We start from the raw sequence: 15772 nt of genomic DNA, 5'->3' as shown, positions 1-15772 counted from the left end.
AGGATATAAGTTTATGAAAAAGGTACTTACCTTTGGCACATTTGATTTATTTCATATTGGTCATTTACAGATATTAAAACGGGCAAAAGCCCTAGGTGCTTATTTAATTGTTGGTGTATCAACCGATGCGTTAAATTTCTCTAAAAAGCAGAGAAACCCAATATGTAATGAACAGCATCGCATGGAAATAATTAAAGAATTAAAATGTGTTAATGAAGTTTTCTTCGAAAAGTCACTGGAGTTAAAACGCGAATATATCATCGACACTAAGGCTGATATATTAGTGATGGGGGATGATTGGCAAGGGCGTTTTGATGAGTTTAAGGATATATGCGAAGTTATTTATTTACCGAGAACACCTTCGATTTCAACCACTGAAATTATTGAAATAGTAAGAGAAATAAATTAAAACCAGTAGATCAAATGAAAACTTCCATTTGGTTTTATTAAGCACAATTACTAACTTTTAAAATACAGCCTAAACTCTGTTATTAAGTAGTAAACTGGTGGTTTATCTTTGTCATTTTAATGTCACACATTTGAAATACCCTTTAATCTCTATAGAGATTAAAGGGTATTTCAAATGAGCGATATTATTTTATATGGGGCTTTTGATCGTCACAATTATGGAGACTTGTTATTTCCATTAATAATGGAACGTGTCATTAAACATCAGTTCCCGGGTAAGTCGGTAGTGGTAGCAGGTTTAATTAATAGTGATCTATCTGAATATGGCGCACCCAGAACTATTGCTATAAATAAAGCGTTGAAAAGTAGTAAGCCTGACGCAACGGTTATTCTTGCTGGCGGTGACGTTGTTGCTTGTGATTGGCAATCAGCATACGGCTACTTACTACCTAAAGTAATATTTCCACTATATGAGCGGATTGCTTGTTATTATTTTTCAAAAGTAACCGATCAGCTAGTTTCACGAATGGTAGGTTTAACCTCAACACTTCCCTTTAATTTAAATCGCAATGATTTAGGGGCTACACGGAAGATTATCTATAATTCAGTGGGTGCGACAGGGGTTTCTAGCGTTACCAATGAAAATGAAATGTTGTCGTTAAGCAAAGTGATGAATGAAGCTAGTTTTGTCTCTGTTAGAGATGTATTTTCACAGACTCAATTAACAAGAATTGGATATTCATCCCCACAACTGGCACCTGATTCAGCTACCGTTATGTCTTCATATATATCGGTTGATGAATTGGAAAAAAAATCATCATGGGCGACTAAAAATATAATTGAAAAATATATTGAAGGGTATATCGTTTTTCAAATATCACAAGCACATGTTCATGGTAAGGAAGCCGCATTTGCCATGGCATTATCGAACGTAAGTCGCAATTGCAAGTTACCGATAGTCTTTATAGCGATAGGAAATGCTACAGGACATAGTGATGCTGTAGGTGTGCATAAAGTTTCGGCTATGCTAGCTGATGATGTTACTTATGATAGCTACTTAGATGGCAATATTTTTGATTTAATGAATATTATTCGTAACGCGGCTTGTTATTGTGGTACCAGCTTACATGGCTTGATTACTGCTATGTCTTTTGGCGTGCCAAGGGTAGCTTTACTGCCCAACCTGAGAAAAAAAATTAATTATATGAAAACCTGGGATCTGCCTCATATGCCTAAAGGCATTAAACCAGAAGAGCTAACCTCAGCAATAGAAGTAGCAATGGCTACACCAAATAAAGACTTAAAAGCATTAGGAAATAAATTAACTGATGCATATATGGCAAGCTTCAAATGTTTAAGTGAAAAATTTTAAATATATAGTCGTTAACTGTTTATCGAGAGAAACGCATATTTCAAATATTTGAAATATAATAGAAATGCTATGATGAGTTTAGTCGTTTATCCATAAGGTTTCAGGGTATGCACTTAGTACGGCCTAACAGCTATAGTTAAAAATAACAGCCAATGAAGTATATGGTCAAGGCTAATTATGGAGGTTACCAATAAACTCACTTACTCTTAATTTTAGTCTCTTATACACCAGATAAAGGAGCAATAACTAGTGTCTTTCGATCGGAGCGTAGATGTGATATCTCCCCTATATCAAGCCCAGAACACAGAATTAGATGTCAATATTAAAAACGAAATTTTACAAACGAAAAAATGGAAAGTACTGATAGGAACATTTCTATTTGTTCTTATAGTATCGTTAATTTTGGTATGGACTAGAGAAAATATTTTTGAAAGCCAAGCGACTATCCAGCTGTCTAAAACGCAGATACCCGGTGAGCAATCTTCTGCTACTTTGATGACAGGTAGCTTGCAAAGTCAGCAGCGCCTAACAAGCCACAGCATATTAATAGCAGTTAATCACAGTATACTCGTTAATTATGGTATACAAAGTAGTGTGCAGTTACTGAGTGAAATGCTCAGTGCAGAGCTCCAAAATGGTCAAATTATTAACCTTAAGGCAACAGGTAGTAACCGTGAGCAATTGCAGCCCATTTTGTCTACTTGGGTAGAAGAATACCTTCATACTTTTAGTGCAGAAAACAATAATAATAATGCTGACAGTATATTAAGAATAAGTAACATGCTTAGTGCGTTAGAGGAAAAAATATCGCAGCAAAAAACAGTGTTAATTGCCTATAGCCAAAATAACAACATTGTCTCTCTTGAGCGTGATGAAAATAGAATTTTAAATAAAGTAAACTCGCTGGGGGAATTGCTACATACTGCCGAACAAGACTACCTCAACCAGCAAGAGATAGTAAACCGTATTAACTATGCTAAAAAAGAAGACCAGTTAATTATTCATCCTAAAGATGAGGTTACTATTGGCACCATAAAACAAAATATAGCTGAAATTGAAAATCAACTGAGTGACTTTTCTGAGAAATATACCCGAAAATATATGGAGAAAGATCCTAGAATAATTTCGATGAAAAAAACATTATTAAATCTGCAAAACCAATTAGAAGAACAAAGTCTATTAAGCCAGACCATGTACGTAAAAGAAGCGAATAATAACTTGCTGGTAGCAAAAAGTAAGGTAAGCCCATTAACCGAGCAACTTGATACTCTCAGTGTAAAAGCGCAAGTTTTTAATCGTAGTTTAAAAGAATATACTCGTTTGAACGATTCATTAAATCAGTTGGTAACGCAAGCGCAAAGCCTAAAAGATAGCCTGCTTGTACAGGAAATGCAGCAAGTAGCTAAGTCTCAATTTAAGGTGCTAGAATATCCGTTTGTGCCTAGTTACCCGATTGCACCGAATAACCAAAGAGACTCTTTGATTAGCCTGCTAGTAGCAGTTGTTATTTCACTATTAGCATTATTCTTGTTTAGTTATATTGTACGACAAAAACAGGCATCAACAGTTTTTTCAAACTATACCGTAGTGCCCAATGACATGAGCGATAAGCGACAACTGCTTCATCAGCAAGAGGCTCAAACATCCGAAAATCAAGCATTGCTTGAACAAAAATCTGCTACGGAAAGTTTTCGACTTTTAAGTGCTGGTGAATGTCATAAACTGGTGAGTTTTGCTAGTAAACAAGGAAAACTTGTTATTTTTCTAGTATTAAGTGGCGTGAATATTAAAGAGTTATTAGCAATTAAGTTACAGGATGTTGATTTAGAAAAAAACACCCTTGAAGTTAACGGAGCGTTCGCCAGAAATATAGCGTTACCATCTGAAGTTAGCGTGTTAGTTACTGAAGTAATGCAGTATAAAAACACGCAAGACAATATTTTTGATGAAAATTATTCACTTGAAGAACTAGCACATTTAACTATTAATAGTGCTCACGATGCAGAGCTAACAGAGCCTGAGGAAATTAACCTAGAAAATCTGCGACATACTTATCTTATGTTTTTGTTAGAGCAAGGAGTGAAATTAAATAGTATGGAAAAAATAGCGGGATATATTAACCCCGCTCAATTGGCGCTTTACCGTACCAATAGAAATAATACGCCGTTGCAGCATGCTAAGGTGAACACAATATACCCAATGCATTAATGTTTTTTTTGGATTGCCAAGAGTAACTTTATTACCCGTTCTAGAAAAATTAATGATATAAAAGCGTGGGTTCTGCCTAATATGCCTAAATAAAATAGTGCAGAAAGTTAACCTAGTGGGAGAAGTTGAAATGTTCAACCTAATGAATATTTTAAAGGGTTAGGTAATATATTAATTAACCCGTATATGGAGAGCTTTCAATCTTGAAGTGAACAATTTTATATATTTATTTATATAAAATAACGCTTTAATTTCATGGAGGGTTTTTCTATTAAATTCCATGATATTACCGATAAAGTTATGACTATAATCCCCGCTAGTATAGACATGTTGGTAGGGCTAATACCAATTATTGTAATGGCTAACGTTTGCTGTATTGGCCAAGCGTAGATATAAGTGCCGTAAGAAAAGTCACCTACATTGTTGTATTTTAATATTTTACCCTGTGGAAGGTAAGCCGCACAAAGTACTACATAGGGCATACTAAAAATGTAAGCTATAAAGAAAGTTGTTTTACTCATATAAAGCGCCAAGAGAAGTAACGATAAAACTGTTATTACCCACATAGCATTTAAATGTATATATTTTCTAAGAACATATAACCCCCCACCAATAAAAAATGCAGATGAAAATCTAAAGAACTTATAATAAAACCAGTGAAAATTTTCGCTAAAGTGAAAATAAAGATACAGTGCGGTACTGCTTAAGGCGATAAAGACTATCATTGCCTGAACAATTATCTGAACATGAGGGAAAGTGATTTTTGCCTTCTTTAATACGTAGCTTAAAATACCTAAACCTATAAGTACCACGTACATTCGTAGTTCCCATGGCAAAGTCCATAACGAACCATTAACACTTCTATCGAACGGTGCATTATAAAATACCCCAGGTAACTCTTGATAGTCGGTTAAAATAATTGTGGCGTTGTATATAATAAAATTTAACAGTTCAGAATCTTGCATGTAATTCTGCAATGAAAAACTAGACAAATAAGCGCCTAAAATTACGCAAAATAGTACAGAAACTAACAGCGCAGGAAATATTCTCAATACTCTTGATATGATGAAAAATTTCAAGTTGGTACGAACTAACAAGCTTCTTGTAACTAGTAAACCGCTTGTAATAAAAAAAATATCTACAGCTATAGACCCTAGGCTAATACCCAGTAAGTTTTTAATTGGCTCTAACTGTCTATTCCCTAAAGCAAGCGCATAGCTGTGACTTATAATAACTGCGAGTGCAGCTAACATTCTAATTAAATTGAAATTATTATTTTTACTATCAACAACGTTACTCAATGCTATTTTATTTTGGTAGCTCACATTACAATCCTAGCTTTAAGGAAATATAAACAGCAACGATAATTGACCAGCAATAAAGCATAGATCGAACAGCAAGGCGTGTAGAAAAGTGTATTGCATATTCTGGATTGAGCTTTACGAGTCTAATGTGGGACGCTATTGCCATACCTAAAAAGATGAATAGCAATAGTGTGAACATTCTACTGATAAAAAAGCCTGTGATCATAAAACCCACCAAAGAAAAGAACAGGGTTTTGTTTAGAAATAACTCTGCTTCTTCTTCAGGCGGGAGAGTTGTTTCAGCGTCGTCTAGCTTTTTCTTGCTAATTCTATCTTGAACAAATAGATAGCCCGTTAACGCGGTAAAAATCAATGCCCCGCCCCATAAAGAATAACCTGGCACTCCTAATTCAGCAGCAACATGAATATATGAATTGTGTGCCACTAAGCCATGCTCTTCAAGAAACTGCCCCATGCCGATACCAAAAATAGGGTTATGTAATAGCATGAGCACCCCAGCATACCAAGCCTCTAAGCGGCCATCGGCAGACTCGTCCATATTACTTTGTAGAGATGTTATTACTGTAGCCGCAATAGGGGCGAGAACTACAATGGTAATAAATAGTTTTGGCCCCGCATTCATTACAATAAAATATACCGCAATTAAAGCACCAGCACCGAGCATAGTGCCACGAGAACCGGTTAAATAAATACCATAAAATAGCGCCGCCAATACGGCAAACATGAATATTTTACTGACCGCCTGGCTTTTTTTATAAAAATAAATAGCAAAAGGAATGTTCATGACTAAAAACATACCTATGTCATTTGGATCATTAAAAAATCCTAAATAAGTAATGCGCCGCTCACCAAGATTAATGTAACCAACAGAATATGTGCCTAATGCCCAACCAGCGCCTTGATATGCCGTTTGTTGTACATGACCGTTATGCACCATAAGTAGCGCAGCAAAAAGACAAACAGCCATAAGTATGTGCTGGCGCTTAATACTGGTTATACAGTTTGAATATAAGAAGAGAGGAAACAGCGCACTGACCATTATGCGCTCAGATTGCTCGACACCTATCATGCCTGAGCCGTTCAAGAACCCTGAGACTATAATTAACGGCACTAAGCCTAATATCATCCAATGCTGTGGATACATTTTTATGGGTCTATGCATGGCAACAGTGGCGCCAAACGCAATAATGATAAAAATTTGAATGGTTATCCACTGAGTACTGATTTGAAACATTTCATGTGGACGAATAAGCACTGAGGCGGTATATAAAAATAAAAAGAAGAAGCCTAACGGTGAATCTTCGGTTTTATTTTTTGGGAAATAACGAGCCATACTTTTATAATTCCTTTATAAATTTTTTCTTAACACTCGGGACAATACGTGTAATAACATAATGTAACAGAGTCTTTTTAATGTCCTTATTAAGTAACAATACCCAACAAATAAGTATAATAAAAGGGAAGGCTAACGTAGCAGATAATAAAAATTCCAACCAAGTGTTAATCGTTAAATAATCCAATAAGTAACTGCCGGCCATGCCTAAAACAATGGTTATCAATAAAGACTTTGACAAACACCAATAAAGCTCGCGCATATTATAATTATTGTATTGCTTAAAAAGAAATACTTTGGCAAAGACATTAAAAATAGCACTGTTGACTACACCGCCTGCGGCCAAACCGATAAGGCCAAATTTCAAACCTAAGATAATGCTTAAAGTAATATTAAATACCACAGATGTAATAGTGATCACCGAGATATATTTATGGTTTGCCTGGGCAAATAAAACGGTATTGGCCGAATTGCTAAAAGCAGCAAACAAAGATGAAATTACCCCTAAATACAATAAATTAACCGCGTATTCAAATTCATAGCCTACCCATAAAAGGATAAACACCTTACCAAAAATAAATAGCGATAAAAATAACACCGTGGAAGAAAATAAGTTAATACTGGTGGTTTGATTAAATAGCTGCTCCATATTTTCATTGCGAGCGGCTTTTTTGTTAAATAAAGGTGAAAATACCCCGGTAATCGAACTAACGAATGCTGACGTATGCATAATTAAGTTACTGGCGATACTCGCCAAGGCCAAAGAAGGTAGGTCGAATAACTGAGTAATAATTAAAGGACGTGATTTGGTGCCAATAGTATTGGCAATACCGTTAATGACTAAGTGTTTTGAGTAAGAAAATAAATCAATAAGTTCTTTTTTGCTGGCGAGCTTAAAGCTAAACCTAAGATCAGGAAATAATCGTTTAGCATAATAAATTTTCAGGATATTGGTTAATACATCACTGGCAAGTGTTGCGACAACAGCGCCCCAAATATTCAAGTCTGATAAGAGTAAAAAAACCATAATGGCTTTTACAATAGCGTTTAATGACGATATATTTGCGTCAATATCAAAGCGTAACATACCAGAAAAAAAGCCATGAAAAGGGTTCATCATAAACCCCCACAGTATCTTCACCGATAATATTAATAAAATATCAACTAAAGTAATCTGGTCTAAACCCTCAACACCAAAAATAGCGGGTACTGTAGTTAAGCCAGCTAAAGTTAAAACAGAAAAACCACCTAAAACGGTAAAAAGCACTAGGCCGGTTGAGAAAATAACATTAACGCGCTTTTTGTCGTTTAGCTCTAAGGCTTGTACTATTTGGCGTTGTATTGCTTGCGGAAAACCCAAATCAACAACATTAAACCAACCTAATATAGATAAAATTAATAGCCATAAACCATAATGTGTACTGCCTAATTCATTAATAAAAAACGGCGTAAGCAAAAAAGACGTTAATACGACGATGCCACGTTCAAGAAACCGAAAAAGAGAGCTGGTGAGTAATTGTTTTTTCATTGAATGGTATATTTAGCTTTTGTCAGATAATTATAAGGAAAAAAGTGATGCATTAGCGGACTTTAATTATTTTTATAGTGATAAAGTATTTATAACATTTATTTGTTAATAAATCGTTAATTAAATGGGCGGGTGAGCTTATTAATAATCTTACTAACAAATAGCTTTATGGGATTTTTAACAAGCGTTATCGATAACATAGCTCGAGCATCAGCATTAAATTTTGCTTTATAGCTATTGTTTACACCCCCCATCATAAAGTCGTAATATTTTTTAGGGCAATGGGTTATCGACCAATAATGCAGGAATAACCCAGGTGACAGTTTGGCAAAATTTTTCTCGTCCCAACCACTTTGATAAAAATGATAAGTATCTTCGGTCACTAAATAATAGTGAATGGCGATAGGGTGATCATTCACAAAAACAGCACTTGCGGCTACAGAATTACTTTGATTTTTAATGAGCATTTGATGAAATTGATTAAAGTCATCAGATGAAAATACGCCATGGCCACCTTTGTTACGCCACCGATTTTGATGAAATTCAATTAGTGTCGGCCATAAAGTATTTAGTTCATTAATGGTTAACCAACGCATTTCAGCATTTAATTTACTAAGTTGATTAGCCGAACGCTTTATGCGAGAACGTGTGTTTTTGCTAATATCTTGCAAAGAAAAGTTATTAGTAAATAGGCAATATTGAGCATAGTTTTTTGTTAGTCGTTTTCCTGAAAGCTTCAGTATGACTTTTGCAATATGTGAATCAGAAAATATGGCTCTTGCAGCCATAACATCAAATTTATAATTTGAAATAAGCGTGACTAACTGCGAATAAACTTCTTGTTCATGACCTACAGCAATTAAAATATCTAAATATTCAGAAGCAACTTCTGCTTGCTCTGGCTCTCCTTGCCCAAGAAGGTGCAAAGTTTTAATAAAAGGAAAAGTACCCGCTACTTTTATATAAAAAGGTGCTAATGCGATAAGCTCTTCATTTTTATAAATGGCATAGCTTTGCAAAAAACAATCTTCTTGCCAGAAAAAATCAAACCAATGATCTAGCCATATAGTTGAAGTAAATAAACTGCTATTTTGAGTGCTGCTATTAAAGTTAACTAATAAAGTACTTAACTTTTGATAATCAGTGAGTTGAATTACTTTGATATTATGAGGCTTCATATATAACTATCACCTACTTTGGGTATACTACTTTTGTTGATTTTAACCATTCCGATAATAAATTAAATTGTATTTTTTAGTTAAGCGGCCCCATGCATTAGTCATTACTAAACTTATTGAAAAATACCAACTCGTTTTGTATCATTTAACACTAATCCACTAATCCACTAATCCACTATTCATTATTCATTATCCACTGTACTGCTTGCTTGTGAAAAACCTAAAAATAGAACTTTTAATACCATTTCTTTCATTAATATATATTTTTTAAGGTGTTACTGTTGTATTGGTATATCTAGTTAAAAAGATGAAGCTTATTAGGCGTTCATTAACAGGCTTCAAAACTTAATTTATATAGCCTATTCCTGTTTTCAATTACTGAATATATATTTACCATAATGTTCATTATTTTGATTTAGCTGTATATGATAATTTTAATGTATTCCAATATTGGCCCAATATATGAGTAATAAAAGGGATTTTATTTTTTAGTTTTAGTGCTTTACTCTCTACTAGGTGCCAAGATAGAAATGAGAAAAATAAGGTTGCAAAAAATGAATAAATTATCATTGATAACACGGTTAAATTTGGGATTGAAGCTATTAAACTTTGCTGGATAGGAAAAGAATAAATATAAATACCATAAGAATAATCACCTAAGCTATTGAACATTCTTATAGCTCCTTTAGGAATATAGGCTAAATAAAACACAATGTACGGCAATAAAACAATGTAGCTCAAAAAAAACACACTTTTTTGCGTCGTAGAAATCAATACAACTAATAGGCTAAATAAGAAATATTTATGGGAAAGTACTATTTTTTCTCTTAATTGATAACAGGCTGCACCTACAAAAAACATATAAAATAGACGAGAAAAGTTGTAAGAATTAACTGAGTAAAAGTAATTCAATATATATATACCTAAAGCTATTACAGTTATCAGTATAAATGCATGCTTACTTATTTTTAGAAATAATTTTTTTTCTATAAAAGCAATAGATAACCCAGTTAGAGTTAGATAAAAATACATTTTCACTTCGAACGGTAAGGTCCATAACGAGCCATTTACAGCATTTATGTACGGATTATCAGTAAATACACCGGGTAAACTATGGTTAACACCAAAGAATAAAATAATATTCTTAATTAAATATTTGTATGTTTCAGGCGAAGATAAATACTCTATAGGCTTAAGTGTAGTGAACCACATGCCTAATATAAATACTGAAATAAACATTGCGACGATTAAAGCTGGATATATACGTAAAACCCTAGCCCAGATAAAAGGAACTAATCCCTTTTTATTGCAAAAACTACCGGCAATTAAAAAACCACTAGTAATAAAAAAAACATCTACAGCAATTCCTCCCCAACTTGTATCAAGTAATAACCTTAATGGGACGGTGTTTGGGTCGCCTGTTGTAGCTATAAAACTATGTGAGAAAAGCACTAAAAAGGCAGCAATAAATCTAATTAGATTAAAGTTATTATCTTTATTTTGAGAATAATTTGAAATAGTGTTGTCCATAACATCCTTTCCTGATAAGAAAATATCATTGCTTATTATAACAATTCGTAACCGAAAAGTTTGAAATCTCGCTGATATAATTTATTCACTTTATCTATAGTTTGAGGGGTATACATATCTTTATATATTTCAGCACCTATAGATGAAGTATTTTCATGGCCTAACTTTAAAACAATCCCTTTATTTTTTAAAAAAGCATATGTTGATTTCATGTCTTCCAAGTTACCAATAAAGTCACAAATTAGATTGTTTGAATCATCAACTACAAACTTATATTGGGGTATAAAATGTTCTGCATTTTCATTAATTGCAAACTCTAAGCCATTTAATATGAAGTCGTCAAAGGTTTTATATTGTTTTATATAAATGTCGTGCCATACTTTGTCCACAATATTCATACCGTTATTTTTTAGGTAATTATAAGCAGAGTATAAACGAGCGTATGGATTTCTAGAAATAGCAAAAAATGTATGCTCTTTGAATTTATCATCATCGAGTTTCATGTAATCTAATGCTTTAGCATGATGAGATTTATTTTTGCCATATAATGCTTTTACCATAGACATTCCCGCAGACTTGGGAATATGAATAAAAATTAATTTAGAATTATTATCTATATCAAATGAGGCTATCTTTGAGTAGTCAATATTAGCCTTTATCTTTTTTTTCCACCGATAATATTCAACTGTTTTTTCAAAGCCAACATAGGATAATAAATTGGCTAGTTTGTATTTTATTAGTATTATCATTGTCAACTCTTTAAAATTAATCACTAACTATTATGGAAGATTAGCTCATTTATGATTTTAATTAAAATAATTAAACCTATATATTGGCAATGGTTGAGGACTTACACTGCGATCCAACAATTTGTTGCTAATTTTAAGCCTAGTAGTGCAACTGTAGCTTTAAAATATTTAAGTAAGAATAAATTGGATATAGCTCAAATATCATTTAACGACATAGACTTCATCTATAAAAACCTTAAGTCATGGACGGACTCTCCTTCAGTTACCGGAAAGAAAATTATAACTAATATTTTAGAACCATTGAAAAAAGGTGCTTCTGTTGATGATGATTGTATGGGGGTGATTGTTGAAACACGGTCACATTCTGCATTGGAGTTCGTTGTTTGTAACTTTATCGAACAAACAGGAAAAAGAGTTCAGCTTTTTCATGGTAAAGAGAATACGGCCTTTATTTTGAATTCAAAAATCGGTGATTTAGTTAAGAACGGTGTTGTGTTTTTGGTAAAGCTAGATATTGATAGTTTAAATGCAGAGTCCTATAATTCATTGTTTTTAAATGAAATTTTTTGGGGTTTGATTGTTGCTAGAGATAAAATAATAGTATTTCAAACTGATAGTGTAATTTGTAATGCATCAAATTATCAGTTGTCAGATTTCATTCACTTCGATTATATAGGTGCGTGGTGGCATAATCGTTTGATCCCAAATGGTTTGATTTTAGATGGAGGTGTTGGCGGTTTTAGTATTAGAGATTACGATCTCTCAATTGAAAGTGTGCGTAGATTTTCAAATCATAACTGGCAAGGTGGTGAAGATGATTTTTTTGCGTTTCATATAGAATTACTTGGAGGGAAAGTAGGTAAAAAATCCGATTGTATAAAATTTTGTACTCAAAATGAATTTCTTAGTGAGAGTTATAGTGCACATCAAGTCAATAATTTAAATCCTGAAGCTTTAGAACAGTTTTTACTTTATTGTCCTGATGCCGAAAAAATACTTTAAACAGTACTATTTATTAATGTGTTAACTTCAGGAATATGATAATTAATGGATCTTTCAATTATTTTTGCAACTTACCATAGTGAAGAGATATTACAAAAGTCTCTGGAGTGTTATTGCTTAATTGATTCTAAATACCAATGGGAATTAATTATTGTTGATAATGCTAATCGTGAAGAAACAAGAAAAGTAATTGACTTATTTAAAGATAAACTTCCAATTCACTTTATTAAAGAGTCTGACTCAGGCAAAAATAACGCTCTGAATAAAGCTATACCTCATGCAAAAAGCGACCTGATTTGGTTTACAGATAACGATATTTTACCACCTCCAGATTTGGTCGATATATATGTTGATAACTGTCAAAAGTATATGAAATATGATGTTTTTGGTGGAAATATATTGCCTGATACTGCATTGCCAGAATGGATAGATACAAGCTCACATTTAATAAAAGCGGCATTTGGCATATTGAAACTGGGTGATGAAAATCTCCCCGTTGATGCAAGTAGTTTTTGGGGAGGCAACATGTTAATCCGTAAAAGGGTACTTGATTCAGGCATCAAATTTGGTTCTAAAGTATGCTCTAGCGGAAACAACCATATAATGGGTAATGAGACCGAGCTATTACTTAGGTTAGAGAAAGATGGATACTTAGGCTTTTTTCTTTCTAATGCGACTGTTAAACATCAAATCCGTCAAGAGCAACTGACTGTCAAATGGTTAATTCGCCGTGCATACAACGCAGGTGGCGGTATTGCTTATAATACTCAATTAGACGATATAAGCACAATCTGTGGTATGCCGAAATATTTTTTTCGTATATTAATAATTGATTTTTTTACTGCACTTTGGGGAATAATTACATTTCGAAAAAAATTAATGATTATTTCATTGATGAAATTAAGTAATACTATTGGGCGGTTAAAGCAGTTTTTTAAAGACAGATAGGTCACGCGTATTTAACCGTCTTTATTAATGGGTCAACTTAAGCAAACAGAGTGATGATTTTGTTTGATCTTTTATTATGAGTCAGCACCAAAAATAAATTTAAGATATAGCTAATGTGGTTTGGCTCGGCAACTATTTATGCGATAAAACAATCTGTAAGTCATATATAAAAACTACTTTTATCTATCGTGGTGAGGGGCTCTTGTCGGTTGAAGGGGCAATTAATCTATTTTCAGGCTTAGATGTGACTCAGTTTAAATAAGTAACCTAATGAAAATATAACACTAGGCATTTTCATTAGGTTACTAACGGGCATAATTAAACAGAGAAGTATTATTGTTTTATCATGTATTCACTTAAGGCCCTACGTTATAAAGTATTTTAATGATGCGGCCTAATAGGTAATAGTAAACCTTTTCTAACCCACTGGTTTTACCGCCGGCAGTCATACAGGTTTTATACATAAACTTATGTTTAAATTTAGGGTGTTGGTTAAAAATTGCTTTGTGCTTTGCTAAAAGCTGTTTATGGCCTATAAATATTTTTTTACCGTTTGAAGAAATATTGCCGTGCCCTTCTCTTCTAAGATAAGCAAGAGGTTCAGCTAAAAATCCTATGTTTTCATTTGCTAATACCAAACGTAAGGTTAGGTCATGATCTTCTGAGCACTTTATTTTAGTATCAAAGCCATTTACTTTTTCAAAAGCTTGTTTACTAATAACCCATGAGGTAGGAACTACGTGGCTTGATATTAATAAGTCAGTTACTGTGAGTTTTTGAGGTTTATTATTAAATTGCTTGATAATGTCCTGACCAGTAAAGGTTATTATACCTGTATGGCATGAACTAAATTCTGGGTTACTCGCAAGAAAGGCCATTTGCTTCTCTAATTTTTCAGGCTTCCATTTATCATCGGCATCCATAAATGCGATCCAGTCACCTTTAGCTGCCTTAACACCTATGTTTCTTGCTATCGCAGGGCCACCATTATTTTCTAGGTTAATCACGGTAATATCATGATATGACGCTAGAAAGTTTATGGCCTTTTCACCGCAGCCGTCAATAACAACTATAATTTCTGCTGGAGCTAGCGTCTGTGCTTTGATTGAATGGTAGGTCTCATCAAAATACTCTTCTGCATGATAAAAAGGTATAACAACACTGATTGATGGAGACATTTAAAATTCCTTTTTGGTATAAAAATTTTCTGATTTTCCTACAGGATCTTTTAAAGGGTCCCATACTGGCTTCAAGGTTGTTTTAATTTTGGCCGCAATACGGGTGAGATTATTGGCAACACCTATAGGTAAATGTAACCAGCGACAAAATAAGAAAATACGGCGGCGAAATACCCAGTGGTACATTGATTGCTCTGCATAGAAGTTATAGCCCCAGCGCTTTTCAAATAAACGTGACGACTGCCAAGTGAGGACTTTGCCCCAACGATAGAAAAAAAACTTCATGTCGTCTAACTCCATACGTGTGCCTAGGTTATCAAATATTACAACTGATTTAGGTTGTGTGAGAATTTTTCGGCCCATTTTTTTTGCTTGCATACCAATGTCGATATGCTCGCGAATCACCATTTGCGGTATTTCTATAGCTTGTAAAAACTTTGTTTCGAATAACACGCCGTGCAATTCAAACATTTCAGATGGGCGCACTTCTTGTGGAATATCTTCAGGTAATGCGCGGCGATAATGTTTGTCTTCTATTAAGTAGTCAGTGCCGTCTACGTCTACAATACGAATTTCATTGGTGTAAAGGTGGTTTCTAAGCTCAGCACCTTTATCAACCCCTTCTTTTTCTAATGTTACTGGATTGACTATGGCGGCGTGTTCTTTTTGTGCAAGCTCTAATAAAGGCTCTGCCCAGCCTGCAGTAACATTTGAGTCGTTGTCTAAAAACATGGTATAGGGAGTGGTAATATCATCGCGAATATTACGCATTGCTTCCATTGGGATGATCAAGCCCATTTCGATAATTTCTGCATTGTCTTTATTAGCAAGCAGGGTAACTAATTGCTGCTTTATTGCTTTTGGATAAGCTAGGTCGAGTACTTTTAGGTAAAAAGGCTGAGTTGTTACTGCGTATAAATTTTCAATACACTCAATAACACCAGAATATCTATCTCGTGGGTTGATGACGACGGTTACTTTCACATTTTCCATTATTGATCCTCCATCTCTTT

Annotated in this window: 13 protein-coding genes; 5 read left to right on the top strand and 8 right to left on the bottom strand. The window is 33.9% G+C overall.

What is annotated here, in order from left to right; translation table 11 throughout:
* The first annotated feature begins 13 nt into the window (after positions 1-13).
* The 3 genes from H4J59_RS10950 (at position 14) to H4J59_RS19665 (ending at position 3988) form a co-directional block, all read left to right on the top strand.
* On the top strand, positions 14-409 hold the full coding sequence (locus H4J59_RS10950) for an adenylyltransferase/cytidyltransferase family protein (protein WP_182137266.1): 396 nt from the start codon (positions 14-16) through the stop codon (positions 407-409).
* A gap of 174 nt (positions 410-583) precedes the next feature.
* A complete protein-coding gene (locus H4J59_RS10945) occupies positions 584-1780 on the top strand; it encodes a polysaccharide pyruvyl transferase family protein (RefSeq protein WP_182239307.1) in 1197 nt (398 codons plus the stop codon).
* A gap of 249 nt (positions 1781-2029) precedes the next feature.
* Positions 2030-3988, top strand: coding sequence for a tyrosine-type recombinase/integrase (locus H4J59_RS19665; RefSeq protein ID WP_182239305.1), 1959 nt, complete (start codon positions 2030-2032; stop codon positions 3986-3988).
* Positions 3989-4218: 230 nt separating this feature from the next.
* Here H4J59_RS19665 and H4J59_RS10935 read toward each other — a convergent pair whose 3' ends face one another.
* From H4J59_RS10935 to H4J59_RS10910, 6 genes are all read right to left on the bottom strand, one after another.
* The gene (locus tag H4J59_RS10935; protein ID WP_182239303.1) at positions 4219-5313 is read right to left on the bottom strand and encodes an acyltransferase; all 1095 of its coding nucleotides are present in this window, start codon (positions 5311-5313) and stop codon (positions 4219-4221) included.
* A 1-nt stretch (position 5314) separates the two neighbouring features.
* Positions 5315-6646 carry an O-antigen ligase gene (locus H4J59_RS10930; RefSeq protein ID WP_182239301.1) on the bottom strand — a complete coding sequence of 444 codons (1332 nt, stop codon included), beginning with the start codon at positions 6644-6646 and terminating at the stop codon, positions 5315-5317.
* A 4-nt stretch (positions 6647-6650) separates the two neighbouring features.
* Positions 6651-8174, bottom strand: a complete 1524-nt coding sequence (locus H4J59_RS10925; RefSeq protein ID WP_182239299.1) for an oligosaccharide flippase family protein — start codon at positions 8172-8174, stop codon at positions 6651-6653.
* 116 nt (positions 8175-8290) lie between these two features.
* Complete coding sequence (locus H4J59_RS10920) at positions 8291-9352, bottom strand: GNAT family N-acetyltransferase (RefSeq protein ID WP_182239297.1); 1062 nt, start codon at positions 9350-9352, stop codon at positions 8291-8293.
* 405 nt (positions 9353-9757) lie between these two features.
* Positions 9758-10882: an acyltransferase gene (locus H4J59_RS10915; RefSeq protein WP_182239296.1), complete on the bottom strand. Its 1125-nt coding sequence runs from the start codon at positions 10880-10882 to the stop codon at positions 9758-9760.
* A 35-nt stretch (positions 10883-10917) separates the two neighbouring features.
* Positions 10918-11631 carry a sulfotransferase family 2 domain-containing protein gene (locus tag H4J59_RS10910; RefSeq protein ID WP_182239294.1) on the bottom strand — a complete coding sequence of 238 codons (714 nt, stop codon included), beginning with the start codon at positions 11629-11631 and terminating at the stop codon, positions 10918-10920.
* A gap of 51 nt (positions 11632-11682) precedes the next feature.
* Between H4J59_RS10910 and H4J59_RS10905 the strand changes: the two genes are divergently transcribed.
* Positions 11683-12633: a DUF5672 family protein gene (locus H4J59_RS10905; protein ID WP_182239292.1), complete on the top strand. Its 951-nt coding sequence runs from the start codon at positions 11683-11685 to the stop codon at positions 12631-12633.
* 45 nt (positions 12634-12678) lie between these two features.
* Positions 12679-13581 carry a glycosyltransferase family 2 protein gene (locus H4J59_RS10900; RefSeq protein WP_182239290.1) on the top strand — a complete coding sequence of 301 codons (903 nt, stop codon included), beginning with the start codon at positions 12679-12681 and terminating at the stop codon, positions 13579-13581.
* A 356-nt stretch (positions 13582-13937) separates the two neighbouring features.
* Here the strand turns inward: H4J59_RS10900 and H4J59_RS10895 are convergent, their stop codons facing one another.
* Positions 13938-14759: a glycosyltransferase family 2 protein gene (locus tag H4J59_RS10895; RefSeq protein WP_182239288.1), complete on the bottom strand. Its 822-nt coding sequence runs from the start codon at positions 14757-14759 to the stop codon at positions 13938-13940.
* Entirely contained in the window at positions 14760-15752 is a 993-nt protein-coding gene (locus tag H4J59_RS10890) for a glycosyltransferase family 2 protein (protein WP_182239286.1), read from the bottom strand.
* Positions 15753-15772 lie beyond the last annotated feature (20 nt).

Origin of the sequence: Colwellia sp. MB02u-10 (assembly GCF_014077185.1) — a bacterium.
Taxonomy (GTDB): Bacteria; Pseudomonadota; Gammaproteobacteria; order Enterobacterales; family Alteromonadaceae; genus Cognaticolwellia.
This window is presented reverse-complemented; position numbering and strand designations above follow the sequence as displayed.